This window comes from Paracoccus sp. MA (assembly GCF_020990385.1).
Lineage (GTDB): Bacteria > Pseudomonadota > Alphaproteobacteria > Rhodobacterales > Rhodobacteraceae > Paracoccus.
The window spans coordinates 298,240-323,303 of the sequence record NZ_CP087598.1; the positions used below are offsets into that span (position 1 = coordinate 298,240).

General features: G+C 67.7%; 26 protein-coding genes, 2 tRNA genes and 3 pseudogenes. 17 read left to right on the top strand and 14 right to left on the bottom strand.

Annotated features, from left to right (window positions below; genetic code table 11):
* Positions 1–76: 76 nt before the first annotated feature.
* From LOS78_RS08530 to LOS78_RS08545, 4 genes are all read left to right on the top strand, one after another.
* Positions 77–496, top strand: a complete 420-nt coding sequence (locus tag LOS78_RS08530) for an Hsp20 family protein (protein WP_230377945.1) — start codon at positions 77–79, stop codon at positions 494–496.
* An 83-nt stretch (positions 497–579) separates the two neighbouring features.
* On the top strand, positions 580–1,083 hold the full coding sequence (locus LOS78_RS08535; protein ID WP_011749414.1) for an Hsp20/alpha crystallin family protein: 504 nt from the start codon (positions 580–582) through the stop codon (positions 1,081–1,083).
* A 102-nt stretch (positions 1,084–1,185) separates the two neighbouring features.
* Positions 1,186–1,551 (top strand): SPW repeat protein, encoded by a 366-nt coding sequence (locus LOS78_RS08540; protein ID WP_028716852.1) that lies wholly within the window; start codon positions 1,186–1,188, stop codon positions 1,549–1,551.
* 98 nt (positions 1,552–1,649) lie between these two features.
* A complete protein-coding gene (locus LOS78_RS08545) occupies positions 1,650–3,026 on the top strand; it encodes a DegQ family serine endoprotease (RefSeq protein ID WP_011749416.1) in 1,377 nt (458 codons plus the stop codon).
* A gap of 97 nt (positions 3,027–3,123) precedes the next feature.
* Here the strand turns inward: LOS78_RS08545 and LOS78_RS08550 are convergent, their stop codons facing one another.
* From LOS78_RS08550 to LOS78_RS08560, 3 genes are all read right to left on the bottom strand, one after another.
* Positions 3,124–3,915 (bottom strand): phytanoyl-CoA dioxygenase family protein, encoded by a 792-nt coding sequence (locus LOS78_RS08550; protein ID WP_230377946.1) that lies wholly within the window; start codon positions 3,913–3,915, stop codon positions 3,124–3,126.
* A gap of 306 nt (positions 3,916–4,221) precedes the next feature.
* Positions 4,222–4,908, bottom strand: coding sequence for a thioredoxin family protein (locus tag LOS78_RS08555; RefSeq protein ID WP_230377947.1), 687 nt, complete (start codon positions 4,906–4,908; stop codon positions 4,222–4,224).
* Positions 4,905–5,144: a hypothetical protein gene (locus LOS78_RS08560; protein WP_230377948.1), complete on the bottom strand. Its 240-nt coding sequence runs from the start codon at positions 5,142–5,144 to the stop codon at positions 4,905–4,907. The genes LOS78_RS08555 and LOS78_RS08560 overlap by 4 nt, the downstream gene beginning before the upstream one ends.
* 64 nt (positions 5,145–5,208) lie before the next feature.
* Here LOS78_RS08560 and LOS78_RS08565 point away from each other — a divergent pair, with 64 nt between their 5' ends.
* The 5 genes and pseudogenes from LOS78_RS08565 to LOS78_RS08585 form a co-directional block, all read left to right on the top strand.
* Positions 5,209–6,435 carry a helix-turn-helix domain-containing protein gene (locus LOS78_RS08565; RefSeq protein WP_230377949.1) on the top strand — a complete coding sequence of 409 codons (1,227 nt, stop codon included), beginning with the start codon at positions 5,209–5,211 and terminating at the stop codon, positions 6,433–6,435.
* A 9-nt stretch (positions 6,436–6,444) separates the two neighbouring features.
* Positions 6,445–7,053: a PQQ-binding-like beta-propeller repeat protein gene (locus LOS78_RS08570; protein WP_230377950.1), complete on the top strand. Its 609-nt coding sequence runs from the start codon at positions 6,445–6,447 to the stop codon at positions 7,051–7,053.
* Between the two features lie 98 nt (positions 7,054–7,151).
* Positions 7,152–7,559: a cupin domain-containing protein gene (locus LOS78_RS08575; RefSeq protein WP_230377951.1), complete on the top strand. Its 408-nt coding sequence runs from the start codon at positions 7,152–7,154 to the stop codon at positions 7,557–7,559.
* 4 nt (positions 7,560–7,563) lie between these two features.
* Positions 7,564–7,943 (top strand): annotated as a pseudogene (locus LOS78_RS08580) (AAC(3) family N-acetyltransferase); the annotation flags it as partial.
* Positions 7,944–7,968: 25 nt separating this feature from the next.
* Positions 7,969–8,115 (top strand): annotated as a pseudogene (locus tag LOS78_RS08585) (helix-turn-helix transcriptional regulator); the annotation flags it as partial.
* A 4-nt stretch (positions 8,116–8,119) separates the two neighbouring features.
* Here LOS78_RS08585 and LOS78_RS08590 read toward each other — a convergent pair.
* From LOS78_RS08590 to istA, 3 genes and pseudogenes are all read right to left on the bottom strand, one after another.
* Positions 8,120–8,573, bottom strand: a pseudogene (locus LOS78_RS08590) (transposase); the annotation flags it as partial.
* Positions 8,574–9,174: 601 nt separating this feature from the next.
* The gene (gene istB, locus LOS78_RS08595; protein ID WP_024843951.1) at positions 9,175–9,903 is read right to left on the bottom strand and encodes an IS21-like element ISPkr1 family helper ATPase IstB; all 729 of its coding nucleotides are present in this window, start codon (positions 9,901–9,903) and stop codon (positions 9,175–9,177) included.
* Entirely contained in the window at positions 9,833–11,401 is a 1,569-nt protein-coding gene (istA, locus tag LOS78_RS08600) for an IS21 family transposase (protein WP_028717560.1), read from the bottom strand. The genes istB and istA overlap by 71 nt, the downstream gene beginning before the upstream one ends.
* 831 nt (positions 11,402–12,232) lie before the next feature.
* Between istA and LOS78_RS08605 the strand changes: the two genes are divergently transcribed.
* The 4 genes from LOS78_RS08605 to LOS78_RS08620 all read left to right on the top strand — a co-directional run bounded on the left by LOS78_RS08605 (position 12,233) and on the right by LOS78_RS08620 (position 15,240).
* Entirely contained in the window at positions 12,233–12,877 is a 645-nt protein-coding gene (locus LOS78_RS08605) for a TetR/AcrR family transcriptional regulator (RefSeq protein ID WP_230377952.1), read from the top strand.
* Between the two features lie 113 nt (positions 12,878–12,990).
* Entirely contained in the window at positions 12,991–13,329 is a 339-nt protein-coding gene (locus LOS78_RS08610) for a hypothetical protein (protein ID WP_230377953.1), read from the top strand.
* 3 nt (positions 13,330–13,332) lie between these two features.
* Positions 13,333–13,611 (top strand): I78 family peptidase inhibitor, encoded by a 279-nt coding sequence (locus tag LOS78_RS08615; protein WP_230377954.1) that lies wholly within the window; start codon positions 13,333–13,335, stop codon positions 13,609–13,611.
* 759 nt (positions 13,612–14,370) lie between these two features.
* Positions 14,371–15,240 (top strand): CRISPR-associated endonuclease Cas3'', encoded by an 870-nt coding sequence (locus LOS78_RS08620; RefSeq protein WP_230377955.1) that lies wholly within the window; start codon positions 14,371–14,373, stop codon positions 15,238–15,240.
* A gap of 196 nt (positions 15,241–15,436) precedes the next feature.
* On the opposite strand, the gene LOS78_RS08625 is transcribed toward LOS78_RS08620, so the two are convergent.
* The 3 genes from LOS78_RS08625 to LOS78_RS08635 form a co-directional block, all read right to left on the bottom strand.
* Positions 15,437–15,510: transfer RNA gene (locus tag LOS78_RS08625), tRNA-Cys, on the bottom strand.
* 106 nt (positions 15,511–15,616) lie between these two features.
* A complete protein-coding gene (locus LOS78_RS08630) occupies positions 15,617–16,879 on the bottom strand; it encodes a class I SAM-dependent methyltransferase (protein WP_230377956.1) in 1,263 nt (420 codons plus the stop codon).
* Between the two features lie 251 nt (positions 16,880–17,130).
* A tRNA-Gly gene (locus LOS78_RS08635) sits at positions 17,131–17,205 on the bottom strand.
* Between the two features lie 197 nt (positions 17,206–17,402).
* On the opposite strand from LOS78_RS08635, the gene LOS78_RS08640 reads away from it, so the two are divergent.
* Both LOS78_RS08640 and LOS78_RS08645 read left to right on the top strand, forming a co-directional pair.
* The gene (locus LOS78_RS08640; protein ID WP_230377957.1) at positions 17,403–18,023 is read left to right on the top strand and encodes a DUF5671 domain-containing protein; all 621 of its coding nucleotides are present in this window, start codon (positions 17,403–17,405) and stop codon (positions 18,021–18,023) included.
* Positions 18,016–18,450 (top strand): hypothetical protein, encoded by a 435-nt coding sequence (locus tag LOS78_RS08645; RefSeq protein ID WP_230377958.1) that lies wholly within the window; start codon positions 18,016–18,018, stop codon positions 18,448–18,450. The genes LOS78_RS08640 and LOS78_RS08645 overlap by 8 nt, the downstream gene beginning before the upstream one ends.
* Here LOS78_RS08645 and LOS78_RS08650 read toward each other — a convergent pair.
* Both LOS78_RS08650 and LOS78_RS08655 read right to left on the bottom strand, forming a co-directional pair.
* Positions 18,447–18,902, bottom strand: coding sequence for a GNAT family N-acetyltransferase (locus LOS78_RS08650; RefSeq protein ID WP_230377959.1), 456 nt, complete (start codon positions 18,900–18,902; stop codon positions 18,447–18,449). The two genes, LOS78_RS08645 and LOS78_RS08650, sit on opposite strands and share 4 nt — an antisense overlap.
* A 57-nt stretch (positions 18,903–18,959) precedes the next feature.
* Positions 18,960–20,309 (bottom strand): condensation domain-containing protein, encoded by a 1,350-nt coding sequence (locus LOS78_RS08655; protein ID WP_230377960.1) that lies wholly within the window; start codon positions 20,307–20,309, stop codon positions 18,960–18,962.
* A gap of 183 nt (positions 20,310–20,492) precedes the next feature.
* Between LOS78_RS08655 and LOS78_RS08660 the strand changes: the two genes are divergently transcribed.
* Complete coding sequence (locus tag LOS78_RS08660; RefSeq protein ID WP_230377961.1) at positions 20,493–22,112, top strand: (2,3-dihydroxybenzoyl)adenylate synthase; 1,620 nt, start codon at positions 20,493–20,495, stop codon at positions 22,110–22,112.
* Positions 22,113–22,123: 11 nt separating this feature from the next.
* Positions 22,124–22,366 carry a phosphopantetheine-binding protein gene (locus LOS78_RS08665; RefSeq protein ID WP_230377962.1) on the top strand — a complete coding sequence of 81 codons (243 nt, stop codon included), beginning with the start codon at positions 22,124–22,126 and terminating at the stop codon, positions 22,364–22,366.
* A gap of 6 nt (positions 22,367–22,372) precedes the next feature.
* Here the strand turns inward: LOS78_RS08665 and LOS78_RS08670 are convergent, their stop codons facing one another.
* The 3 genes from LOS78_RS08670 to LOS78_RS08680 are packed head-to-tail and all read right to left on the bottom strand — an operon-like array spanning position 22,373 to position 24,953.
* Positions 22,373–23,143, bottom strand: a complete 771-nt coding sequence (locus tag LOS78_RS08670; protein WP_230377963.1) for an SDR family oxidoreductase — start codon at positions 23,141–23,143, stop codon at positions 22,373–22,375.
* Positions 23,134–23,790, bottom strand: a complete 657-nt coding sequence (locus LOS78_RS08675) for an isochorismatase family protein (RefSeq protein WP_230377964.1) — start codon at positions 23,788–23,790, stop codon at positions 23,134–23,136. Before LOS78_RS08675 ends, LOS78_RS08670 begins: the two co-directional genes overlap by 10 nt.
* Positions 23,790–24,953: an isochorismate synthase MenF gene (locus tag LOS78_RS08680; protein WP_230377965.1), complete on the bottom strand. Its 1,164-nt coding sequence runs from the start codon at positions 24,951–24,953 to the stop codon at positions 23,790–23,792. The genes LOS78_RS08675 and LOS78_RS08680 overlap by 1 nt, the downstream gene beginning before the upstream one ends.
* Between the last annotated feature and the right edge of the window lie 111 nt (positions 24,954–25,064).

The window sequence follows — 25,064 nt, forward strand, 5'->3', positions numbered from 1 at the left end:
GATTCACGATCTGAATCCCTGACGGGATTTGTGCAACAGAGCCCCTCTCTACCGGTCGAGCATCGGTTTCGACCGGATGCTGAACGCGCTGGAAGCGGCAAGCCGGGTCGGGACGATCGACAACTGGCCGCCCTATGACATCGCCAAGACCGGCGGGGACGACTATCGCATCACCATGGCGGTGGCGGGTTTCTCGCCCGACGAGCTGGCCATCACGCAGGAACGGACCGTTCTGACAGTGACCGGCCGCAAGGCTGGCGAGGACAAGGGCGAGTATCTGCATCGCGGCATTGCCGAGCGGAGCTTCCGCCGGCGCTTCCAGCTCGCCGATCATGTGAAGGTGACCGGCGCCGAACTGCTGAACGGGCTGCTGACGATCGACCTGCGGCACGAGATCCCCGAAGAGATGAAGCCGCGCCGGATCGAGATCGCGCCGGCCCAGACCCTGCCCAAATCCCAGCCGCAGCAGGTCGAGACCGGCAAGCAGGCCGCCTGAGGCCCTGTCACCGCACGATCCCCGCCGGCCGCCGGGCAGCGCCCGGCGTCTCCGGCAACCTGTTGCCATGAAGGAGGAAAACCATGAATGTCCGAGATCTGATCCCCTGGAACCGCAATGGCGGCAACCAGCTTCCCACCGCCTTCCGCGACGGCGACCGCGATCCCTTCCTGTCGCTGCATCGCGAGGTGAACCGGCTGTTCGACGACGTCTTCCGCGGCTTCGGCCTGCCCGCGGTCGGCACGGTCCCTGCCTTTGGCGGCGGCTGGCCGAGCGTCGAGATCTCCGACAACGAGAAGGAGATCAGGGTGACGGCCGAGGTGCCGGGCCTTGACGAGAAGGACATCGAAGTCCTGCTGGATGACGGCGTGCTGACGCTGAAGGGCGAGAAACGCTCGGAGGTCGAGGATAAGGACCGGCAATTCTCGGAACGCTTTTACGGCCGTTTCGAGCGCCGTATCCCGCTGGGCGCCGAGATCCGCGAGGACGAGGTCGATGCGCATTTCAGGAACGGCGTGCTGACCGTGACCCTGCCCAAGACGGAAAAGGCGCAGTCGCAGGTCAAGCGCATCGCCATCAAGGGCTGAGCCATCGCGGCGGCGACAACCGCCGCCGCCGCATCCAGCCTTCCCCCGCAGGGGAAGGTCCATTGACGGGATCACCAAGCAACCGACAAGGAGGAGTGAACGATGCTGAAATCCCTGTCTCTCGATCGCCGGACGGCATTCGACATCGCCAATGTCGTTGCCAGTCTCGGTCTTCTGCTGTCGCCCTGGTATCTCGGCTTCGCGGCCGAGACCGCCGCGGCGTGGAACGCCTGGCTCGTCGGGGCCGCGATGACGCTGATCGCGCTGGCCGCGCTCTTCGCGTTCCACAGGCTTGAGGAATGGGCCAATGTCGCCCTTGGCCTCTGGGCGGTGATCGCGCCCTGGGTTCTGGGCTTCGCGACCCTCGCGGCGGCGATGTGGGTGCATGTGATCGCCGGTCTGGTCGTCGCGATCCTGGCGGGCGTCAGCCTGTGGTCGGGCGACGACCGGCCCTATTCGACAGCGTGACCTCCCGAACGGCCCGGCAACCCGCCGGGCCGTTTTCTTGTTCTCCGTCTGGTCTCGGGCGAGAAAGGAAATCACCACCGATCAAACGGAGATTGCCGATGTCGATGAAAATCCCCCGACTGCGCGCGGCCGTCATCACGCTGTGCACGATCCTGGCGCTGGTCGCGCCGCCCCAAGCGGCTGTCGGGCAGCCCATGCCCGAGGCTGGGGGCGGTATTCCCACCATCGCCCCGATGCTGTCGCGCGTGACCCCGGCGGTGGTCAATATCGCGGTGGTCTCGGAAACCCCGGTAGTATCGAACCCGCTTTACAACGATCCCTATTTCCGCCGCTTCTTCGATCTTCGCGACCCGCCGATGCGGCGGCAGATGAGCGCCGGCTCCGGCGTGATCGTCGATGCCGAAAACGGCTATGTGCTGACCAACCATCACGTCGTCGCCGAGGCCAGCGCGATCAGCGTCACCCTGAAGGACGGGCGCCAGTTCCGGGCCGAGCTCGTCGGCGCCGACCAGGCCACGGAAATCGCCCTGCTGCGGATCGAGGCCGAGGATCTGGTCGCGCTGGAGATCGGCGATTCCGACCGCCTTCAGGTCGGCGATTTCGTCGCCGCGATCGGCAACCCCTTCGGCCTGGGCCAGACGGTGACCTCGGGCATCGTCAGCGCGCTGGGGCGCAGCGGCATCAGCCGCGAGGGCTATGAGGATTTCATCCAGACCGACGCCTCGATCAACCCGGGCAATTCGGGCGGCGCGCTGGTGACGCTGGACGGCCGGCTGGTCGGCATCAACACCGCCATCCTGACCCCGGCAGGGGGCAATATCGGCATCGGCTTCGCGGTGCCCAGCAACATGGCCGTCGCGGTGATGCGGCAGCTGATCGAGCACGGCGAGGTGCGGCGCGGCAGGCTGGGCATCGGCATGCACGATCTGACGCCCGACCTGGCCGAGGCGCTGGAGCTGGGCGGCATCCACGGCGCGGTGATCGCGAATGTCGAGCCCGGCTCTCCCGCCGAGAAGGCGGGGCTGAAGGCGGGGGACGTGGTGACCGCTGTCGACGGCGCCCCGGTGCAGGGCGCCACGCATCTGCGAAACCGGCTGGGCCTGACGCCCGTCGGCAGCACCATCCGCCTGACGGTCAGGCGCGAGGGGGATGCGCGGGAGGTCGACCTGACCATCACCGCCGATGCGACCTCCTCCGGTGATTTCGCCGGCACGCCGCTGGATGGCGCCCGGCTGCGCAACGCCTCGGCGGAGGAGGCGCGCCGGGCGGGGGGTGCCGGGATCATGGTCGACAGCGTCGAGCCGGACAGCCTTGCGGCCTGGATCGGCCTGCGCCGCGGCGACATGATCGTCGCCGTCAACCGGACGCCGGTTTCCTCGGTCGCGGATTTGCGTGACATGCTTGCCGGCCACCGAGCCGTCGCGGCGCTGGAACTGATCCGCGACGGCAGCCGTCTTTTCATCGTCGCAAGGTGAACGACGGCGGCGGCATGGAGAGGGCCAGGAAGACGCAGGGTGTCGTCACCGATGCCTGGGCGTCGGTCATCTGACGCAGCCCCGGACCTTGCCGGCTTCAGAACGCCAGCCCGCAGGCCCTGCGGATGGCGAGTTGGACGGGCGAGGGCGGCAAGGCCGGGTCGAACTCGCCCTTGGGCAGCAAGGGCGGCTGGGCCATGAAACGGGGTCTTGTTCCCCGGTGCGGCTGTGCGGCATGGACCAGGAACGGATGGCACAGATAGACCGTGCCCGCCCCGCCGGTCGCCAGCACCTCGGGGCAGGTCTCGGTCGAGGCATAGCCGTTCGCCGACAATTGCCGCAGTGTCGCGCCTGCCGCCCCATGGGGCAGCAACTCTCGGGCAATGGTGGCGTGCGAGCCCCGCCTGATCCGGGTCGGTGCATCGCCGGGCCCGACATCCGAGAACAGGAACAGCATCAGCAACGCGCGGCCACTGCTTTTGACATTGACCCGCCACTCCATGAAATCCGGGCTGTCGCCGAAGCTCATGTCCACATGCCAGCCATCGTCGCCGGGGGCGATGGGCGAGGGGAAGCGGATCGGGAAGCTGCCCAGCCCTTGCGGCGCAAGCCAGCGCCCCGGCCCGGCAAGCCGGTCATAGGCCCGGCGCAGCAGCGGGGTGTTGGCGGCCTGGACGAAGGCGGGCGTGGACATCGCTGCGATCCGGATGACGGGTCGCGTCCAGCCCTCGGGCCGGTCGGGCGAGAGGCCCGCAGCTGCCCACAACTCGTCCCGGCATTGCCGGGCGAGGTCGGTGGGGAAGGCGCCGTCGATCCTGACGAAGCCGTCCTCGATGAAGCTCTGGACCTGACGCTCGGTCAGGCCGGTGGGTTCGGGATTGGTCATCATGCATTCTCCGCTTGGCGCCCCAATCGCGGGCGCCGTGTCGATCTGATGGCGCGAAAGCGCCGGCGGCAGGGCCGGTCAGATCAGCGGGAAGAATGTAGACATGAACATCATGGTCGGAATTTAAGGCGGGCAGCCGGGGGCTGCAAGCCATGTTCCCTGGCCGCTTGCGACCTGTTCCCCTTGCTCGCGGTTATCGAGGGGCATTCTTGCCCGGCCAGCCGCGCCCGGCCCCTCGTCCGGACAGATGCCCTGATATCGTCCAGAGCGCCGGATGCTCAGCGCCCGCCCTGATCCTCTGCGCCCGGCTCAGTATTCGTCATGCAGCCTGAGCCAGCTCATGGCGCCGTTCTCGTTGCGGCCCTTGGGGGTGAGGTCCAGCCAGTTGAACGCGCCCATCAGCAGTTCCACGCCGCGGTGATAGGTGGAATAGCTGTGGAAGAGGGCGCCGTCCTGCCGCACGAAGATGCTGACCCCGAACATGTCCGGGGTGTTCCTGATCACCGTGCCGTAATTGTAGATCGCCCGGCCGGCGGCGCGGTCCTCTTCCGTGAACGAGACGCCGAAATCGTAGTTGAAATCGCCGTCTCCCGAAGACAGCCAGGGAAAGCGCCAGCCCATCCGCCGGAGGACCTCCTCGATCTGCGGGACCGGCGCGCGCGAGACGGCGGCGAAGGCCAGGTCCGCCTGCTCGAAATGCTGCCGGGCGGCATCGACATGATCGGCGACGAAGGAACAGCCCGAGCAGAGATGCTCCGATCCCGGCGTCAGCATGAAGTGATAGACGGCAAGCTGGCTTCGGGTCCCGAACAGGTCGGCCAGCGTCACCTCGCCGTCGGGCCCGTCGAAGCGATAGGGCTTGTCGATGCGGACCCAGGGCATCCGCCGCCGCTCGGCCCGCAGCGCGTCGAGCTGATGGGTCATGTCGCGTTCGCGGGCCAGCAGCGCCTTGCGGGCTTCCAGCCATGCCTCGCGGGAAACGATGGCTTGGGTCATGGTTGGTTTCCTTTCCGGGTTGGGCCTTGGCCCGGCAGCAGCCGCAGCCAGGGCGGCAGGTGGAACAGGCTCATCAGCAGATACATCATGGTCATGCCGTCCAGCGGCAGCGGGCCGGGGTCGGACAGGCAGAGCGCGGGCGAGGCCGCCGTGATTCCGGCCATGGCGGCGAAGCAGGGCGCCGCCGCAAGGGCCAGCCAGCCGGCCGCGCCGGGCTTTTCCGTGGACGTTGTCATTCGGGGCCTCCCGTCCGATGCTTTGCGGGACATGAAGCAGTCTAGGACGGGGCGGCATCCGGGCGTGAGTAACAAGCATGACGGGATTGCGGCGGCGTCACAGGCGCTGGCGGCAAGGGATGCGCTGACGGCGCTGAAGCGGGTCGCCCTGCGCGACGACCCGCCGGCGCTGGCGCTGCGCGGCATCGCCATGGCACAGCTTGGCGATCTGGACCGGGCGCGGGACCTGCTGCGCCGCGCCGCGCGGGGGCTCGGTGCCGATCCCCTGGCCCGCGCCCGCTGCCGGCTGGCCGCGGCGGAAATCGCGCTGATCACGCGCGACCTGGGCGGTCTGGAGCGGGCGCTTGGCACGGCGCGAGGCGCGCTTGCGGCGCAAGGCGACTGGGCGAACGCCGCCCATGCCGGCTACCTGCAGGCCCGGCTGCTGCTGCTGACCGGGCGTCTCGATCAGGCCGAGGCGGTGCTTGAGACGCTGGATGCCGCCGCGCTGCCCCCGGCGTCGCGCCCCGGCTGCTGGTTGGTCGCCGCGGGCATCGCCATGCGGCGCATCCGGGCCGGCGATGCGCGGGCCGCGCTGGACCGGGCCGCCCGTGCCGCGCATCAGACGGGCATCGCCGCATTGGCGGCCGAGGTCGCACAGGCGCGCGCCGCCTTCGACGCCCCGGCCGGGCGGCTGATCGAAAGCGGGCGCGAGACCCTGCTGGACCTGGCCGGGGTCGAGGCGCTGCTCGGCGCGGACCTGCTGCTGGTCGATGCCTGCCGCAACCTTCTGCGCGGCGGCGCGACGCTGGTGCCGCTGGCCGGGCGGCCGGTGCTGATGGCGCTGCTGCGCGCGCTGGCCGAGGCATGGCCCGGCGACGCGCCGCGCGAAACCCTGCTCGCGCGTGCCTTTCGCGCCCGCCATGCCGACGAGTCGCATCGGGCAAGATTGCGGGTGGAGATCGGGCGGCTGCGCGAACACCTCTCCCCGCTGGCCGGGATAAAGGCGACGGGCCGGGGCTTCGTGCTGGAGCCTTGCGGAGGGCGCAGGATCGCCGTGCTGGCCCCGCCGGTCGAGGGTGATCATGCCGGGCTGCTGGCCCTGCTGGCCGATGGCGAGGCCTGGTCGAGTTCGGCGCTGGCCCTGGCGCTGGATGTCAGCCCGCGCAGCGTGCAGCGCGGGCTCAAGGCGCTGGAGCGGGCCGGCAGGGTGGAATGGCTGGGCCACGGCCGCGCCCGGCGTTGGGTCGCGCGAAGCGTGCCGGGTTTCCCGACAGGCTTGTTACTCCCGGCCGCGCTGCCGATGCGCTAGGATGGCCTCATGAAACGCATGGCCGAAATCATCCGCGAATACGGCCCCTTTCCGGGGATCGAGGAGGTGCATGGCGTCAGTTTCGACGGAAGGCAGGTCTGGTTCGCCAGCGGCGAGCTGCTGGGCGCGCTGGAGATCCCCGCCGATGCCGGCACGGCCTTCGACGGCCGGCATCTGTTCCAGATCGCCGGGCCGGTCATCCGCAAGATCGATCCCGAGAGCGGCGAGGTCCTGGCGACCATTCCCGCGCCGGAGGGCGGCAATTCCGGGCTGGCCTGGGCCGAGGGCGCGCTTTGGGTCGGCCAGCATCGCGGGCGCCGCATCCACCAGGTCGATCCCGAGACCGGCAAGGTGCTGCGCAGCATCGACTGCGACCGCTTCGTCACTGGCGTCACCTGGGCCGACGGCGCGCTCTGGCACGGCACCTGGCAGGGCGAGGAAAGCGACATCCGGCGCATCGACCCCGCCACCGGCGCAGTGCTGGAACGGCTGGAGATGCCGCCGGGCACCGGGGTCTCGGGGTTGGAATCGGATGGCGGCGCGCGGTTCTTCTGCGGCGGCGGCAGCAGCGGCACGCTGAGGGTGGTTCTGCGCAAGGCGGATCAGGACGCGACTTAGGGCCTCCGGGCATTGGGGCTCCTGGCGGCGGACCTGACAGCGGGGCCTCGGCAGGCTATGCTGTCGGGGTCCTTTCCACCAGCCACCGGGAGGCAGCGATGAGCGACGAACACGCGGGCAAGGGTGTCATCCATCTACCGCCGGGCGACGGACGGCGCTACGTCCTCGGCCGGATGACGGCGGTGTTCAAGGCCGACGAGGGTGAGACGGCCGCGCGCTACAGCGTCTCGGAATGGTGGCTGGAGCCCGGCGCCGACGGTCCGGGTGCGCATGCGCATGAGGGCAATGACGAGATCTTCTACGTCATCGCCGGCACCGTCAGCTTCCTTGCCGGGGAGGACTGGCTGGACGCGCCGCAAGGGACCTTCCTGCGCATCCCGGCCGGCGTGACCCATGATTTCAGGAACCGCACCGCAGAGCGTGTCGGCCTTCTCAACGTCTTCATCCCCGGCGGGTTCGAGCGCGACATGCCCGCCATCGCCGACTGGTTCAGGGACAATCCCTAGGGTCATGCGCGGCAAGGCCACGATCACGGCGGATCTCCGGCGGCTTGGCCTGCGGCCGGGCGATCTGGTGATGGTCCACGCCTCGCTGAAGGCGCTCGGCCCGGTCGAGGGTGAGCGGCCGGGGTCGTCCAGGCGCTGCTGGATGCCGTGGGGCCGGGCGGCACGGTGATGGGATATGCCTCCTGGGACCGCTCGCCCTATGAGGAAACCCTGAACGGCGCCCGGATGGACGAGGCCCTGCGCCGCGACTGGCCCGCCTTCGATCCCCGGACCGCCGGGACCTATCGCGGCTTCGGCCTGCTGAACCGGTTTCTGGCAGAACTGCCCGGTGCCCGGCGCAGCGCCCACCCGGATGCCTCGATGGTCGCGGTCGGCCCAGCGGCCTCGCGAACCGCACGGAGACCCGACGATGAAGCCCGACCTTTCCGACCTGCCGCCGCGCTTCCTGCGCACACCGGAGGCCGCGTATTTCCTCGGCCTCTCAGGCCGGACGCTGGAAAAGCACCGCAGCTTCGGCACCGGACCGGTCTTCCACAAGCTCGGCGGCTGCTTGGTCTAGGTCATGTTGACAAATGGCGAAGCCATAGCCTGATGCAGGCTATGTCGACGAAGCCGATGAAGCTGTCTGCGGTTTTGTCCTAGCGGGTTGCCAGCCGTCGGGTGTTCTTCAGCTTGTTGAGTGAGCCCGTGAATGCCACCGGTTCGAGAGAACGGGCGAACGCGCTCGACCATGTTGCGCAAGGTGTAGATGGCCATGTCGACGACCTTGCGAACCTTCCGGCTCTTGCGCATCGGGATCATCGGCAGGGCGTTGCGGCTCTCGATATCTTCCCGATCTTTATCAGAGTCATAGCTCCTGTCGGCGACCAGAACGGCGGGCTGCGGCAGGGTGTCGGCCATCACCAGATCGGAGCCGGTGTCATCTGAATCCTGGCCCGGCGTGATTTCGGTCCTCATCGGGAGGCCAGCGCCGTCGACGCGGAGATGGATCTTGGTCGAGAACCCACCTCTCGAACAGCACGAATGAAGCCCTCGAAGAAGGCCCACTCATCGTCGGATATCAGGTTGCGCGCCAAGATCATCTCCTACGTAGAGATGAGCTTGAATCATAGGTCGCCGACCAGCGGAAGCCCTTTGCTCAACACGACCTAGGAGAACGAGTTCAGACGAGATCGGGTAGCCCTCGACCGTTACAAAATATGTCGCGACGGCCCCTGCTGCTGCCATCGGTTGGACAAACCCCCACTCGATAATCTTGCGCCCGGTGGCCTGCTTACTCCCGGGGTATCCTGGGATGATGAGAAAGGAACTGACCAGAAGAAGAATCAGGATAGCATTTTGTGAAGTCGGGGCATAGTGGACCAGGAACGCCACCATCGGCACCAAGACATAAATGAGAGGCTGGTTTGTCATGGAAGGCCTTCTATGCAGATGAGAACAAATAGCGTACATAATGCGACTGACACGATCAAACTCCCTTTGGGGTGTCAATCGGCACGCAACTTTGACCCCCTTTCGGCGCCCAATAATGACCCCGCTTGGTCAGCACGGGTAGCTGGCCCGATGCGGTGTAGCCTCCATACAGCGCAACCGGATCGGGCCAGCGGCGTCTCGGTCATTCCCGCGTCTTGAAGCGCCAGCTCTCGTTGCCGGTCTCGACGATGTCACAGTGATGGGTCAGTCGGTCGAGGAGCGCCGTTGTCATCTTCGCGTCTCCGAAGACGGTCGGCCATTCGCCGAAGTCGAGGTTCGTCGTCACGATGATCGAGGTGCGTTCGTAAAGGCGACTGATGAGGTGGAACAGGAGCTGGCCACCCGTCTGGGCGAACGGCAGATATCCCAACTCGTCGAGGATCAGGAAGTCGAGGCGGCACAGGAGATCCGCAGTGCGTCCCTGTCGGTCGGCGCGGGCTTCGGCGTCCAGCTTGTTCACCAGGTCCACGACGTTGAAGAAGCGGCCGCGCTTGCCACGGCGGATGCAGGCCCGGGCGATGCTGACGGCAAGGTGGGATTTGCCGGTCCCGGTGCCGCCGATGAGGACGACGTTACGCTGATGCTCGAGGAACTCTCCGGAGGCCAGATCGCGCACCAGCGTTTCGTTTACGGGCGTGTCTTCGAAGCTGAACTCGTCGACTTCCTTGGCCAAGGGCAGCTTGGCGATGGTCATCTGGTATTTGATCGAGCGAGCTTGTTTCTCGCTGATCTCGGCGTTCAGCAGGTCGCCCACGATTTGCTGCGGTTCGTGCTGTCGCTTCACCGCCGTGGCGATGATCTCATCGTAGGCGGCCTTCATGCCGTAGAGCTTCAACTGGCCCATCGCGTCCAGCACCTGTGATCTTTCCATGGCGGGGTCTCCTGAGGCTGTCGTAGCGTTTGCAGTCGGCCACGGGCTCGCAGGTCAGGCGCAACGCGTCCGGCGTGGCGATGGTCAACGGAGGTGGTGGCTCGCGATGTCGGGCCAGGATGTTCAGAACGACCGATGCCGCCGGGGCGCCTTCGGTCAGGGCCTCGACGCAGGCAGCCTCGACGGCTTCCAGTCCATCCGTTGGGATCATGCTCAGGATCTGGACCATCTGACGGTCACCGTTCGGCACGCGCCCCAGCTTACGCTGGACGCGTCGTATCGCCGGCGGCAGTTCCCATTCCTTGAAGGGAGCGCCGTTTCGAAGGGCGCCGGGCTTGCGGGCCAGCACCGGGATGTAGTGCAGCGGGTCATAGATGGCCTTGTCGCGCCCGAAGGCGCGGTCGTGCCGGCCGACGATCTTGCCGTCCTGCCAGACCTCGACCCGCTCGGCATAGGCGCGGATCTCGACCGGACGGCCGACGGCGCGACCATCGACCGAGTAGCGGTTCTTGTCGAACCTAACGAGGCAGGTCTTGGACACCGAGGCCGGCACGGCATGGAATCCGTCGAAAGGGCCGACGTAGGGCACCAGGCTCGCCCGCTCATCCTGGAACACGTCCCAGATTGTCCGATCACGCAATTCCTGGTGCGGATGGGCCTTGGCCCAGGCAATACAGCGATCCTGAAGCCAGGCGTTGAGTTCCGCGTAGCTCTTGAAGCGCGGCCGCGGCACGAAGAACCGCCGCCGGACAACGCCAACCTGGTTCTCTACTTGTCCCTTCTCCCAGCCGGACGCGGGGGTGCAGGCGACGGGATCGACAAGGTAGTGTCCGCACATCTGCTGGAACCGGCGATTATACGCGCGGTCGCGGCCGACGAAGATCGTGTCCACCGCCGTCTTCATGTTGTCGTAGATCCCACGCGCACAGGCGCCGCCGAAGAAGGCAAAGGCCTTGTCATGGGCATCGAACACCATTTCCTGCGTCTCTCGCGGGTAGGCCCGGACGAACAGCATCCGGCTATGACAAAGCCGGACGTGAGCCACCTTCACCGTGGTGGTCACGCCGTCGATCAGAACGACCTCGTGACTCCAGTCGAACTGGTAGGCTTCACCCGGATCGAAGCTCAGTGGCACATAGGCGGCGGCTGACGCTTCCTGCTCCGCCTGCGACCACGAAGCCGCATAGCGTCGGACCGCGTCGTAGCCGCCGTCATATCCGAGGGCCCTGAGCTCTTCGAAAATCCGGATGCGGGTCAGCCGCTCGCGCTTCGGCTTGCGCGCATTCGCCGCCAGCATCTCGTCGAGCTTGCCTTTCCAGGGACCGATCTTCGGCTGCGGTTGGACGGTTCGCTCGTAAGTCATCTCCGTTGCGCCGGACCGGATCACCTTCCGAACCGTGTTCCGCGATACCCGCAGCTCTCGGCAGATATGCTTGATCGACTTCTTGTCCTGGAAATACGCCCGGCGGATCTTCGCAATCGTCTCCACAACCAGCATCCCACACTGTGCCCCCCGATAGCCTCGGAGGCATCATGACCATCAGCGTAAGGGGGTCATTTTTGGAAGCCGATTACCCCGTTACGGGGTCAATTTTGCACGCCGGTTCACACTTTGGGGAGCCTTTTTCTACCGTCGAAGTCGGTTGAGATCCTGGGCCACTGCGTCAGTCACGCGCCATGCCGATGGGGGCGTCTGCGTATCCGACAAGACAGCCGCAAAGCTGAGATTGTGGTGACGGTCCGCCAGCGCTTCGAATTGCTCGACAAGGTAGAGGTCACGCGGGGCGGCGTGCGCCGTCGGCACCGACCCGCCGGCGTCGCTTTCTGCGATTTCCCTCCTTCGCCGGCGCGGGCCGTTGGTCCGGATGTCGAATCGTGGCGGAGGAAGGGGCGTCCTGGCGCATCGCGCTGCGGGACCATCGAGCTTTGCGGCGGGGACGCCGCTGCCTTGCCGAATCATGGGAAATGGACTGTTCCAACGGGTCCGGCGACGCAGGACTCGGATCGTCCCCGGTCGGACGGTTCTGGCGGCATTCTTTCCGCCCAACCGGTCATGCGCGGAAAAGCGCCTGTTTTTTCGGGTTTTTTCCGTCATATCCGCCCGGTGCCCCAACGGTGGACGATTCGCTATTGATCCGTCAGCATTGCTGGGCCAATCAATGCGCGAGGTATTAGACATATTGGACTTCGCCGCGCGGAGGCTTTGCAAAGAATCCGGTTTGCCTTATGAACATGAAGGTTCGATTTGCGTCGGCGTCACTGTGTACGAGTTTTTTGTTCCGCGGGCCTTGCGGAGCAAGTTAAGGAGTAATGAGGGGGTTTCTTGCGGATGCCTAAGGCTCTTCCGGTGACGCGCGGCCGAAAATTTTTGCAGGTGCTGGAAGGCGCCCGTACGATCTTTCTGCGCGATGGGTTCGAGGGGGCAAGCGTCGACGACATCGCCCGCGAGGCGGGGGTGTCCAAGGCGACGCTCTACAGCTATTTTCCCGACAAGCGCATCATGTTCATGGAGGTCTTCCGCAACGAGCTTGCGCGCGAGGCCGCCGATGCCAGCGCGCTGATCGAGGTCGACCTGCCGGTCGAGCAGGTGCTGCCCTTCATCGTGCAGATCATCTCGGCGCATATGATCTCGGAATTTGGGCTGCGCATCTTTCGGGTCAGCGTGGGCGAGGCCGAGCGTTTCCCCTCTCTGGCGCAGGAATATTACGAATCCGGGCCGGCGCTGCTGCGCCAGCAGCTCATCGGCTATCTCGACCGTTGCGTCCAGCGCGGCGAACTCAGCATCACGGACCTGGAGCTGGCGGCCGACCAGCTGATCGAGCTGGCGGGCGTGACCATCCACGACCGCGCCCTGTTCCTGGGACCGCAATCGGTGGACAAGGAGCTGCTGCGCAAGGTGAATCGCAGCGCGGTGGCCATGTTCCTGGCCTGCTATGGCAATGGTCGCAAATCGTTGATCGAGGCTGCCGAATAGGTAGCCATGCTTTGATGCAACGCACCGGCGCTTCCTGCGGGGGGCCGCTTCTCATTCCCCTGCGGCCCGCTTATGATGCCGCGGCAGAAATTCTCTCACTGGATGATCGCCCGATGACCCGAGCCCTGATCGCGCTTCTTGCCCTTGCCCCCCTGGCCGCCTGCGCGCCGGCCTATCAGTCCGCGCCCGAGCCGGTTGCCGCCGTGCAGCCCTTGCCGCCCGTCCCGGTGGCCGGCGTCAGCGGGCTGGAATCGCGCGAGCCCGATGCCTGCCATGCCAAGAATTACGTTTCGGCCCTGGGCCAACCCGGCACGATCATCCCCAGCCTGGGCGTCACGCGCGAATATCGGGTCGTGGAATATCGCGGCATCGAGCCGCAGGAATACGACCCGCTGCGCATCGTGTTCCGCCTGGATGCGGCCGGCAACATCTACAACATCGACTGCGGCTGACGGATGCGGCGTTTCCTGCTGCTCGTCCCGCTTTGCGCGCTTGCCGCCTGCGTCGAGGCCGAGCCTCCGGCGCAGGCCCCCGGGACCGAGTCCGACAGCTGCAACGCGGCATCCTTCCGCGGCCTGATCGGCCAGCCGCGCGGGGTCCTTGACAGGATGACGTTGCCCGCGGGCACGCGCGTCATTGGTCCGCGCGATGCGGTGACGATGGATTTCCGTGCAAGCCGGATGAATTTCGAGATCGGCGAAGACGGCCGGATCGCCAAGATCGGCTGCTACTGAACCAGGCCCGGCGGCATTTTCGCCGGTCCGGGCGGCTGTATCCCCTTTGCCTCCGGCAATGCGCACCTTCAATCCTTCGTGGCGAAGTACGAGGACGGCGAGCGGCGGGTCGAGGTGGTGGAACTGGTCGAAATAGCTATAGCGATGGGATCAGACCCCCGCGATATCGTTCAGATCGTGCGAGATGCGCCGAGGCCCGTGAACTGGAACTGCGGGCATGTTTTGGGGTCTCCATAAAAATCGCTGCCATGATCGCCTGGGCCGTGGGGGTGCCGAGCGTCTTGGCCGCTGATTCCGCCCCCGTCATCGGGCTGGAGGACGTCCGGGAAGATCCCGCGAATATGCCGAGGCGTGCCGCTAAGGGCGATATTGATTCGATGTGTGGCGGGCGCCTCACGGCATCGCATCTGCGTATCTCGTGAGCGCCACCGTTCGTCCATAACGAAGCGACCTGGGAGGGTGACTGTTGCAAACGGGCGAGAGCGGACTGATAATAGCGTAGAGAGCGGCGAATCCGTCGGCAATACATAATATGGCGATCGGCAGGATATCGAGATCCTGGGCAAGATCGCGTTTGTTCTTCGGATTATGAAACGCGGTAGAGTTCGAGTTCCCGGTATCGCAATTCGCCACCTGCCCATTCGAATTGCCCGAATCCTAAGAAAGCACTTGTTTGCGGGTTGGAGCAGCTCTGCCCCCAAACGCTGGTAATACTCGTTTCTCGAATTTATTATCAGTCAATAGCCTGCGGCTGGAGGAATGAAGATTTTGAAATACTATGCGCATACGGGTATTCGTGAGGATCGAAGCGATTGGCAATTGCTGGCCGACCATCTCGAGAATACGGCTGCTCTGGCTGCCGGTCGAGCTGCACCCCTCGGGTTGCCGGCGGCGGCGTATATGGCTGGCCTTTTCCATGACTTTGGCAAATATGACCCCGCCTTTGATCGTGTCCTGTCCGGCGAAAAATTGCTTGTGGATCATTCGACGGCTGGGGCTGCCCTGCTGCATGCCCGGACGCCTGCCGGTTTGCGGCCAATTTCTGAAGTGATCGGCTATGCTATTCTGGGCCATCACGCCGGGTTGCCTGATCGCCATGGCGGCGACAGCAGTATGGAGCGCCGGCTTGAGACCTTCCGCGACCCGATCGCGCCGGAAATCTCGGCCGCGGCCAGCCCAGATTTTGGCCCGGTTGCCAGGGAACTGGCTAAGCTGATGCGCCCGGCATCTTGCGGCTTCGACCTGTCGGTCGCGGCGCGCATGGTGTTTTCCTGTCTGGTCGATGCCGATTTCCGCGATACCGAGTCCTTCTATGCCGGGCTGAACGGCACGCGGCCGGATCGCGACTGGCCGGCCCTGGCCGATCTGTTGCCGGAATGGAGAGACGCCTTCGGTGCGCATATGGCGGGGTTTCGCCAGAATGGCCGCATCAACCGCCTGCGCGCCGAGATCCTGATCCATGTCCGGCAGGCTGCGGCGATGGCGCCGGGGCTTTTCACGCTGACCGTGCCCACCGGCGGCGGCAAGACGCTGGCTTCACTGGGCTTTGCGTTGGACCACGCGGCACGTCATGGGCATCGCAGGATTATCTTTGCGATCCCTTACGCGGGGGCGGGGATCGAAACCTGAACACGGACACGCTGCGCATGCGCTACAACCCGTCGCTCCCTTCGCGGGGGCGGGGATCGAAACATCGAGGAGTGCCTGCATTGGAAGCGCACCTTCCGCGTCGCCCCCTTCGGTCGAAAGGGGGCGCAAAGTGAACGAAACTGTAAACGCCGGAATGAGGGGAAAGACCGGAACGGCACAAGCTCTTGAAAAGACTTGGAGGCGGGTACCGGAATCGAACCGGTCTTCACGGATTTGCAATCCGCTGCGTAACCTCTCCGCCAACCCGCCGGAGCCTCGCGTTTGCTAGGGTTTTCGCGGCGCGGGGTCAAGAGGGTTGTTGCGGGCCCGGCGCTTTCCGGCAGACGGCCGGACCGCCGCCATCCCCGTCGCTGGCTCAGCGATAGATATGGTCCCGCCGGAACGGATAGGCGGATTGCGCGCCGGGCAGGTCCGGGGTTGCCAGGCTCGGATCGGGGCGGATCAGCAGGATCTGGTAAAGCGCCACCCAGCCCTGCTCGAAGGCCAGCGCGCAGCCCGCCAGATACAGCCGATAGGCCTGCAGCACCTCGGAGGCGCGGTTCGGCGGCATCGAGCGCGCCAGAACCCGCTCGGCCTCGGGCAGCTGCGCTTCCAGCGCGTCGGACCAGGCCCAAAGCGTGCGCGCGTAATGCGGCCGCAGGTTTTCGGTATCGACCATTTCCAGCCCGGCCTGGGACATGCTGCGGATGGCCTGGCTGACATGGATCAGCTCGCCGCCCGGGAAGATGTATTTCTCGATGAAATCGCCCAGGCCGCCGCCGACCATGGCATCGTCCAGCCCCGAGGCGGCGATGCCGTGGTTCAGCGCCAGCCCGCCGGGGCGCAGCAGGCGGCGCAGGGTCTCGCAATAGGTGCCCATCCTGGCGCGGCCCACATGCTCGAACATCCCCACCGAGGCGAGCTTGTCGAAAGGCCGCCCCGGCTCGAGATCGCGATAGTCGCACAGCAGGATGCGAACCCGGTCGCCCAGGCCCTCCTCGGCGATGATGCGGCTGACATGGTCGAACTGGTTCTGCGACAGGGTGATGCCGGTGGCATCGACGCCGTAATGGCGCGCGGCATGCAGCAAAAGCCCGCCCCAGCCGGCGCCGATATCGACGAAACGCTCGCCCGGGCGCAGGTCCAGCTTGCGGCAGATCAGGTCCAGCTTGGCCTCTTGCGCCTGCGCCAGCGTCATCTGCGGCTCGGCGAAATAGGCGCAGGAATAGACCCGGCGCGGATCGAGCCAGAGCGCGTAGAACTCGTCCGAGACGTCGTAATGCGCGCGGATCTGCCTTGCGTCGCGGCCGCGGCTGTGGCGCAGCACCGAAAGCAGGTGATTGGACAGCCGCTGCCAGGGCTTCGGTGTGACCGGCTGGCCGTCCTGGGGCACCAGCGCCGCGACGATCCGCATCAGGTCGCGCATCGAGCCCTCGATCCGGGCGCGGCCGCGGACGATCTCGTCGCCCAGCCGCCCCAGCCGGGCCGAGGCCAGCGGTGCCAGCGCGGCCATGTCCTTGAAGGTGATGGTGACCCGCGCGTCGGGCGGGCCCAGCCGCCGCCCCGAGGGCAGGTGCACCGCCAAGGGGACCGAGAGCTGTTGCAGTTTCCGTTCGATCAGAGCTTCCAGAGCCGGCATGATCACCTCACGCTTGACTGGCCGCGATTCGGGGGATTGTGGTTGCGAGGCGCGGCAGCTTGTTCCTGACGGCTGTCCCGGATGTGGCAGCCGGGGCAACTCCGGTGCCATACTAGCGCCGATTCGCCGAAAATGGCCAGAGCCCGGGTGACAGGTCTGCCGCAGGTTGATCCTGCTGCGCGGAAACGGGTGCCGGAAAAGCAAAAAGCGGCCCGAAAGGCCGCCTCTTCGCCGATCCCGAAGGAAGAATTTGGAGCGGGCGATGAGATTCGAACTCACGACCCTTACCTTGGCAAGGTAATGCTCTACCCCTGAGCTACGCCCGCGCTCCGTTCCGATGACGCTTCGCCTTCGGTGAGGCGTCATTTATGGGAGCGCGCCGGGGGGTGCAAGGGGAAAAATCGCGCGGCCGGGAAAATTTTCGCGCCATGCTCCGGGCCGGCGCGAAAGCCCTCCGCAACGGGCGCGGCGGGCTTGACCGGAGGCCCGGCTTGCCGAAACCTGCCGGCCAGAGGGGACGCCGATGAAACCATCCGACCAGCTTTCCGAATTCGTCCGCCGGGCCATGGCGCAAGGCGGCGACCGCGACGGCATCGCCCGGGCGCTGGCCCATGCCGGCTGGTCCGCGCCCGAGATCGACGAGGCGCTGGAGGGCTGGGAAACCGCCCCCGGCCTGCCGCCGGTGCCGCGCCCGCGCCCCTATGCCTCGGCGCAGGAGGCGCTGCTTTACGGGCTCCTGTTCCTGTCGCTGGGCATGATCGGCTGGCATGTCTGCGAGCTGGGCATGGCGCTGATCGACCGGCTGATTCCCGATCCGGCCGACCGGCCCTATTACGGCCCCGGCAGCTCGGTGCGCTGGTCCATCGCCTCGCTGATCGCCTTCGTGCCGCTGTTCCTGGCGCTCAACCGCCGGGTGGCGCGGATCAGCCAGGGCGATGCCGGGCGGCGGCGGTCGCTGGTGCGCAAATGGTTCGCCTCGCTGACGCTGCTGGTCGCCTCGCTGGTGTTCCTGGCGGACGGGATCTCGGTGATCTATGCCTTGCTGAACGGCGACCTGACCGCGCGTTTCGCCGCCAAGGCCGCGCTGGTGGCCGGAGTCGCGGGGCTGGTCTTCGCCTATTACCGGGACGAGCTGAATGATTAAGGGCTGGGCCGCCTTTGCCATTGCGCTGCTGGCCGCCGTCGCGGTCATCGCCGGGCTGGCGCTGACCGGCGGCCCCGGCCAGGCCCGCAAGGAGCGCCGCGACCGCGAGCGGGAAAGCGACCTTTCGGCGCTGGCCCGGCTGGTGGTCTGTCTGGCGCGCGAGAACGGCGACCGTCTGCCCGCGGCGCTGGCGATCACGCCGCAATGCGACTGGCAGGTGCGGCTGGCCGATCCCTTTACCGGCGACGCCTATCGCTACGAGGTGACGGGGCCGCGCAGCTATCGGCTTTGCGCCGGGTTCGAGCTGCCGCCGCGACGCCCCTCCGGACCGGCGGCGCGCGACGCGACGGGCTGCAGCGCCCGCAGCTTCATTCCCGCCGGGCCGCAGCGGCCGGGGGCGGCGGCGGCGATTCCCTATCGCGACTAGGCCAGGGGCTTTTCCATATAGATGCGGTGCAGCCCGGCCTCGGTCACGCGGCGGGTTTCGGCATAGCCGAGCCGGGCATAGAGCGCCTGATTCTCGACCATGGCCACATGGGTATAAAGCCGCAGCCGGGGCAGGCCCGCCGCGCGGGCGCGCTTTTCCGCGAAATCCATCAGCCGCCGGCCAAGCCCCAGCCCCTGCGCCCGGGGTGAAACCGCCACGTTCTCGACCAGCAGCGCATCGGCCTGCGGGATCAGCACGATCAGGCCCAGCACCGCGCCGTCCCGTTCCAGCAGATGCGTCCGGCCGGCGGCGATGCGCGCGGCATGGTCGTCCAGCATCGGCCCCGGCTTGCGGCCGATGCGGGGCACGTAATGCGCATAGGCGCTGTTCACCAGCGCCTCGATTCCGGCCAGATCGCCGGCCGTGGCAAGGCGCATGTCGTCGTTGTCCATCCCGTGCCCTCCTGCCTGGGCAGTCTGCGCCGGGGCGGGCGGGCCGGCAAGGGCGCGTCAGCCGGGCAGTTCGTCCAGCGGCCGCGCCAGGTTTTCCGGCGCCAGCGCCGCGGAAAGGAAGCGCGGCAGGCCCCCGGCCAGCCGGGCGAAATCCCCGGGCGGGGTCAGGGTCGGATCGGCCTCGACCAGCAGCTCCAGCCCCCGCGCCTCGCCATCGCCGCGGATGGTGATGTTGAACCCGTCGCCCGGCCCGTTCGACAGCACGTGCCGCGCGGTGTCGCAGCCGGCGAAGCGCGCCTCGTCAAAGGGCAGCACGTTGATCAGCGGCGAGAAGAAGAAGCGGCTGCGCGGTTCCATGCCGTAATCCTCGGCGATCTGCTCGATGCGATAGCGGCCATGGCGGCGCAGCTTGCGCAGCCGCGCGCCCAGCCGGGCCAGCGCCTCGGCCAGCGGTTCGCCCGGATGCAGCGTCACGTCCAGCGGCAGGATGTTCACCACCAGCGCCGGGACCGAGACGGCGACGCTGCCCATGCGGCTCATATAGGGCAGCCAGACCGGCATGGCGATGCGGCCCTGCGCATCGCGCTTGTACGCGGCCGAGCCGTCGCGCAGGCGCAGCGCCGCCCAGGCCGAGCAGAGCACCGTCAAGAGGTCCGGCCAGCCCATGCCGACCGCCTGCGCCTGCCGCATCAGCGCCTCGCGCAGGGCCGAGAGGTCATGCGCGGCCGACAGCGCCTCGGCGGGATAGTCCTCGGAGCCCTTGCGCAGCACCCGCGGGTGCGGCTCGGCTTCCAGCACCGCGGCCCAGTGCCGGCCGTCGGCGGCGTGGCGCGGGCTGGCGCGATAGTCGGTTTCCTCGTTCAGATAGTCGGCCAGCGGGCGCAGCGGCTGGCCGGGATCGGCGCCCTGGACCAGCGCGGCGTAAAGCTGGGCGCAGCGGCGCTCGATCAGGCCCATGGCATAGCCGTCCAGCGCGATGTGATGGCCGCGGTTGAACCAGAGGTAATGCCCGTTGGCCAGCCGGATCAGCCATTGCGCCGCGATGGGTTGCGCCAGCAGGTCCAGCGCCGCATCGACATCGGCCTGCATCAGCGCGAAGGCGTGGTCGCGCGCATCGGCGCGGTCCGACAGGTCGATGCGGCGCAGCGCGGGCCGCCGCGCCGGATCGACCCGCTGCACCGGCTGGCCGTCGGCGTTGGTGCGGAAGCGCAACGCCATGATGTCGGTCTCGGCGATGGTGGCCTCGATGGCGCGGGCCAGCGCCTCGGGCTCGGCGACCCCGCGCAGTTCCATGGCATGGGCGACGGTCGAGACCGCCTCGCCGGGGTGAAAGCGGAACTCTTCCCAGAAATCCAGCTGGGCCAGCGTCAGGGGCATCCACAACCCCGCGGCCTGATGATGCGTCATGAAATCCCGTCCCTGTCCCAAGGCTTGACGATGCGAAGCGAGAGAGGGCTGGCTGGGAAACGCCGGGAAGGCGCGGCTGGCTTGCTTCGAGAGAGAAAGCGAGATAAAAATACTCAACTATTAACGCCCGTCAAGGTGCCGCAGGTGCCCTGAGCGGGGCTTTGCCGTCGATAAGGTATTCGCATGATTGAATTCAGCCCCTGGCCGCAGGATCTCGCGCAACGCTATCGCGAGGCCGGCTATTGGATCGACCAGCCGCTGACCCATATCCTCGACGCCCAGCTTGCCGCCGCGCCCGCAGCCGAGGCGCTGGTCTGCGGCGACCGGCGTTTCAGCTATGCCGACCTGGACCGGCTGTCGCGCAACCTGGCGGCGCGGCTGGCGCAGCAGGGGCTGGGCCATGGCGACACGGCGGTGGTGCAGCTGCCCAATGTGGCCGAGTTCTACATCGCCTTCTTCGCGCTTTTGCGCATCGGCGTGGCGCCGGTGAATGCGCTGTTCAGCCATCGCCGGCTGGAGCTGACCGAATATGTGCGCCAGATCGCGCCGCGTCTGGTCATCGCCTCGCGCCAGCACGAGCTGTTCCGCGACGACGCCCTTGCCGATGAGCTGCGCGCCGGCGGGGTGGGCCATGTCCTGCTGCTGGGCGAGGACGCGCCCGAACGCAGCCTGACCCATTGGCTGGCCGATGGCGCCGAACTGCCGGCGGGGGCCGGGCCGACGCCCGCCGATCAGGTTGCCTTCTTCCAGCTGTCGGGCGGCAGCACCGGCACGCCCAAGCTGATTCCGCGCACCCATAACGATTACGACTACAGCATCCGCGCCAGCGTCGAGATCTGCGGCGTCACCTCGGCCACGCGTTTCCTCTGCGCGCTGCCGGCGGGGCACAACTTCACCATGAGCTCGCCCGGCGCGCTGGGGGTGTTCCATGCCGGCGGCACGGTGGTCATGGCCCCCAGCCCCGAGCCGCTGACCTGTTTCGACATCATCGCCCGCGAGCGCGTCACCATGGCCCCGCTGGTCCCGCCCGCCGTGGCGCTGTGGCTGCGCGCGGTCGAGGAAGAGCCCGCGCGCCGGGTGCAGATCGGCAGCCTCGACCTGATGCTGGTCGGCGGCGCCAGCTTTGCCGAGGCCACGGCTCGGCGCGTGCCGGAACTGCTGGGCTGCCGCTTGCAGCAGGTTTTCGGCATGGCCGAAGGGCTGGTGAACTACACCCGCCTGACCGACCCCGAGGAGGTGATCTTTACCACCCAGGGCCGCCCGATCAGCCCCGACGACGAGGTCCGCATCCTGGACGAGGACGGCCAGCCGGTCCCCGATGGCACGCCGGGCGCGCTGGCCACCCGCGGCCCCTATACCTTCCGCGGCTATTACCGCAGCCCCGAGCACAATGCGAAGGCCTTCGATGCCGAGGGCTTCTATCACTCGGGCGACGTGGTGGTGCGGCAGGGCGGCAACCTGCGCGTCGTCGGCCGCATCAAGGACCAGATCAACCGCGGCGGCGAGAAGATCGCCGCCGAGGAGATCGAGAACCTGCTGGTCCGCCATCCCGACATCACCCATGCCGCGCTGGTCGCGGCCCCCGATGCGCATCTGGGCGAGAAAAGCTGCGCCTTCCTGGTGCTGCGCGACGGGGCGGGCAAGCTTTCCCCGCCGGCGCTGCGCCGGCACCTGCTGGAACTGGGCGTGGCCGAATACAAGCTGCCCGACCGTTTCCGCTTCCTGCCCGAACTGCCGCTGACGGCGGTGGGCAAGATCGACAAGCGCCGCCTGCGCGACAGCCTGGTGGCCGAAACCGCCTGAAAGGACGAAGGATGGATATTGCCGAAAAGACCGATCTCAGCCCCGAATGGCTGGCCGCCCGCGTGGCCGCGATGATCGAGGACGATTGCGAGATCGAGCCGGGCGAGAACCTCGTCCTTTACGGGCTCGATTCGATCGCGGTGATGACCTTTTCGTCCGAACTGAAGCAGATGGGCATCGAGGCCAGCTTCGAGGAGCTGGCCCGCGAGCCGTCGCTGGACAACTGGTGGGCGCTGATCGCGTCGCGGCTGTAACGGGCTTCAGGCGCGCAGCGTCGCGCCGCCGTCGACATACAGGTCGGCCATGGTGACATGGCCCGCCTGATCCGACAGCATGAACATCACCGCGCCGGCGATGTCCTCGGGCGTCGCCAGCTTCTTCAGCGGGATGCCGGTGCGATAGGCTTCCAGGCTGCCCTCGATCACCGCGCGCTCGCCGGCGCCGCCGTCCTCGGTCCACATGCCGGTCTGCATCGGCGTCAGGGTCGAGCCCGGCGCGACGATGTTGCAGCGCACGCCCTGCGCCGCCAGTTCCAGCCCCAGGCAGCGGACCAGCATGGTCGCCGCCGCCTTGGATGCGGCATAGGCGCCCATGTTCAGGCGCGGAATCCCCGCCGCGTTCGAGCTGACCGCGACAATGGCGCCGCCGCCGTTGCGCACCATGGCGCGGCCGAAGGCGCGGGTGACGTTGAAGGTGCCCCGGGCATTGACGCCCATCACCCGCTCCCATTCCTCGGGCGCGATATCCAGCAGCGGCCCGATGCCCAGCACGCCGGCCGCATGGACGCCCAGCCCCAGCGGGCCATGCGCGGCCTCGACCTCGGCCACCAGCGCCTCGACGGCATCGCCGTCGCGCACGTCCAGTGCCCGGTTCTCGGCCCCCGCGACCGGGTTCGCGGCCAGCGCCGATTCGGTATCGCTGGCGACGACCGTCGCGCCGGCGTCCAGCAGTGCGGCGACCACGGCCCGGCCGATGCCGCCGGCCGCGCCGGTGACGATGGCGGTCCGGCCCTGAAATCCGGTCAGGCGCATGACTTCACCTCTTGCGCTTCCAGTGCGGCCAGCGCCTGCCGGGTGGACAGGGCCACGCCGCAGGTGGCGGCGATCCAGCCCATGGCCATGTCGTGCTTCTCGCGCGAGAAATCGGCCTGGGCATCGGCCACGGCAAAGACCTCGATGTCGCGCTGGAACGCCTCGACGGCGGTGGCGAGGCAGCCGATATGGGCATAGACGCCGCAGATCATCAGCTGGTCGCGGCCGCGCGCCCGCATCAGATGCTCCAGGTTGGAACGCTGGAAGGCGCTGTAGCGATGCTTGACCAGCACGATGTCGCCCGCGGCCGGGGCCAGTTCGGGCAGGATCTCCTCGTGTTCGGGGACGGCGCTCATGCCCGGCCCCCACAGGTCGGCCTGCAGGCCGCGATCCGGGCGGAACTGGTCGCCCTTCTGCGCAGTGTAGAACACCGGCACGCCCGCCGCCCGCGCCGCATGGATCAGCCGCGCGATATTGCCGACCACCGGCGCCAGCGGCGCGCCCTCGGGATAGGGGCGGCAGAAATAGCGCTGCATGTCGTGGACCAGCAGCGCCAGCCGGTCGCGGTCGGGCTGCCAGGGCCCGCGGGCCTTGGGCAGCTCGGCCTCGGTTGGGGGGGCATAGGGGGCGATGCCGGGCAGGGCCATCAGTTCTCTCCGTCCTTGCGCGCCACCCCGGCCAGGCCCGCATCCTGCGGCAGGCCCAAGGCGGCCAGGAAGGCGCCGAATTTCGCGCCGGTTTCGGCGGCCTCGGCCATCGGGTCCGAGCCGGGAACGATCCCCGCCCCGGCATAAAGCCGCGCCCGCCGGCCGCTGATCTCGGCGCAGCGGATGGCGACATACCAGGCGCCGTCGCCGCCTGCCTCGCACCAGCCGACCGCGCCGGCATAGAAATCCCGCGCCACGGGTTCAAGGGCCTTGATGAAGCCCGCCGCCCGCGCCATCGGCACGCCGCAGACCGCCGGCGTCGGATGCAGTGCCGAGGCCAGCACGACCGAGGGCGTGCCCTCGTCCTTCAGCCGCCCCTCGATCCGGGTGCCCAGGTGCCACATGCTGCGGGTCGAGGTGACGCGCGTGCCCTCGGGGCAGCCCAACTCGCGGCACCAGGGCGCCAGCGTGTCGAGGATGGATTCCACCACCAGCGCATGTTCGCGGTGATCCTTGCCCGAGCCGGCCAGCGCCTCGGCGGCGGCGCGGTCGGCGACCGGATCGGCCAGCCGGCGCGCCGAACCTGCCAGCGGATGCGAGGCGATGCTGCGGCCCCGCTTCTCGACCAGCAACTCGGGCGTGGCGCCGCAAAGCGTCCGGCCCTGCGGATGGTCGGGCCCGGCGGGCAGCGCCACGCGGAAGGCCGTGACACTGCGGTCGGCGCGCAGCCGGGCCATCAGCGCCTCGACCGGGATCGGGACGGCGGATTCGACCAGCAGCGTGCGGGCCAGCACGATCTTTTCCAGCGCGTGGCGGCTGCCGGCCTCTTCGGCCATGATGCCAAGCGCGCGGGCCACGGCGCCGGCATAGTCCCCTGCCGCAGGCTCGGCGGCCAGGTGCCAGTCCGGCAGCGGCAGGCCCTGCGGCGCGATGCCCGTCGGCGCGGGCGCCTCGCCGCGCCGGCATTGCCACAGACAGTCCGCCGCCTCGCGGTCGAAGGGCAGGGCACCGCCGATCATCTCGCCCGGCGCGGCTGCGGCAAGGGCCGCTGCGACCCGCGCCTCCAGCGTCGCCGCATTGCCGGGGGCGACCCGCCGCGCCGCGCCCCGGCCAAGGATGCGCCCCGAAGGGCCGTCGAAACCGAAAAGGACTGGATCAGGCACAGGCGACGCCGCTTTCTCAGGCGCCTCGGACAGGCGGATGTTCATGATGCATCTCTTTTCAAAGGAATTTCGCCCCGGGCCCGGGTGCCGCCCGCTGCGGGGAAAATGGCG

What these genes read in the sequence shown, in the direction of transcription:
- LOS78_RS08560 (WP_230377948.1), bottom strand. Translation starts at nt 5,144, where the DNA reads ATGACAACGTCCACGGAAAAGCCCGGCGCGGCCGGCTGGCTGGCCCTT.
- LOS78_RS08620 (WP_230377955.1), top strand. Translation starts at nt 14,371, where the DNA reads ATGAAGATTTTGAAATACTATGCGCATACGGGTATTCGTGAGGATCGA.
- LOS78_RS08575 (WP_230377951.1), top strand. Translation starts at nt 7,152, where the DNA reads ATGAGCGACGAACACGCGGGCAAGGGTGTCATCCATCTACCGCCGGGC.
- LOS78_RS08535 (WP_011749414.1), top strand. Translation starts at nt 580, where the DNA reads ATGAATGTCCGAGATCTGATCCCCTGGAACCGCAATGGCGGCAACCAG.
- LOS78_RS08675 (WP_230377964.1), bottom strand. Translation starts at nt 23,790, where the DNA reads ATGGCCCTGCCCGGCATCGCCCCCTATGCCCCCCCAACCGAGGCCGAG.
- LOS78_RS08660 (WP_230377961.1), top strand. Translation starts at nt 20,493, where the DNA reads ATGATTGAATTCAGCCCCTGGCCGCAGGATCTCGCGCAACGCTATCGC.
- istB (WP_024843951.1), bottom strand. Translation starts at nt 9,903, where the DNA reads ATGGAAAGATCACAGGTGCTGGACGCGATGGGCCAGTTGAAGCTCTAC.
- LOS78_RS08555 (WP_230377947.1), bottom strand. Translation starts at nt 4,908, where the DNA reads ATGACCCAAGCCATCGTTTCCCGCGAGGCATGGCTGGAAGCCCGCAAG.
- LOS78_RS08540 (WP_028716852.1), top strand. Translation starts at nt 1,186, where the DNA reads ATGCTGAAATCCCTGTCTCTCGATCGCCGGACGGCATTCGACATCGCC.
- LOS78_RS08615 (WP_230377954.1), top strand. Translation starts at nt 13,333, where the DNA reads ATGCGGCGTTTCCTGCTGCTCGTCCCGCTTTGCGCGCTTGCCGCCTGC.
- LOS78_RS08545 (WP_011749416.1), top strand. Translation starts at nt 1,650, where the DNA reads ATGTCGATGAAAATCCCCCGACTGCGCGCGGCCGTCATCACGCTGTGC.
- LOS78_RS08645 (WP_230377958.1), top strand. Translation starts at nt 18,016, where the DNA reads ATGATTAAGGGCTGGGCCGCCTTTGCCATTGCGCTGCTGGCCGCCGTC.
- LOS78_RS08670 (WP_230377963.1), bottom strand. Translation starts at nt 23,143, where the DNA reads ATGCGCCTGACCGGATTTCAGGGCCGGACCGCCATCGTCACCGGCGCG.
- istA (WP_028717560.1), bottom strand. Translation starts at nt 11,401, where the DNA reads ATGCTGGTTGTGGAGACGATTGCGAAGATCCGCCGGGCGTATTTCCAG.
- LOS78_RS08665 (WP_230377962.1), top strand. Translation starts at nt 22,124, where the DNA reads ATGGATATTGCCGAAAAGACCGATCTCAGCCCCGAATGGCTGGCCGCC.
- LOS78_RS08640 (WP_230377957.1), top strand. Translation starts at nt 17,403, where the DNA reads ATGAAACCATCCGACCAGCTTTCCGAATTCGTCCGCCGGGCCATGGCG.
- LOS78_RS08530 (WP_230377945.1), top strand. Translation starts at nt 77, where the DNA reads ATGCTGAACGCGCTGGAAGCGGCAAGCCGGGTCGGGACGATCGACAAC.
- LOS78_RS08610 (WP_230377953.1), top strand. Translation starts at nt 12,991, where the DNA reads ATGACCCGAGCCCTGATCGCGCTTCTTGCCCTTGCCCCCCTGGCCGCC.
- LOS78_RS08650 (WP_230377959.1), bottom strand. Translation starts at nt 18,902, where the DNA reads ATGGACAACGACGACATGCGCCTTGCCACGGCCGGCGATCTGGCCGGA.
- LOS78_RS08550 (WP_230377946.1), bottom strand. Translation starts at nt 3,915, where the DNA reads ATGATGACCAATCCCGAACCCACCGGCCTGACCGAGCGTCAGGTCCAG.
- LOS78_RS08630 (WP_230377956.1), bottom strand. Translation starts at nt 16,879, where the DNA reads ATGCCGGCTCTGGAAGCTCTGATCGAACGGAAACTGCAACAGCTCTCG.
- LOS78_RS08655 (WP_230377960.1), bottom strand. Translation starts at nt 20,309, where the DNA reads ATGACGCATCATCAGGCCGCGGGGTTGTGGATGCCCCTGACGCTGGCC.
- LOS78_RS08605 (WP_230377952.1), top strand. Translation starts at nt 12,233, where the DNA reads ATGCCTAAGGCTCTTCCGGTGACGCGCGGCCGAAAATTTTTGCAGGTG.
- LOS78_RS08570 (WP_230377950.1), top strand. Translation starts at nt 6,445, where the DNA reads ATGAAACGCATGGCCGAAATCATCCGCGAATACGGCCCCTTTCCGGGG.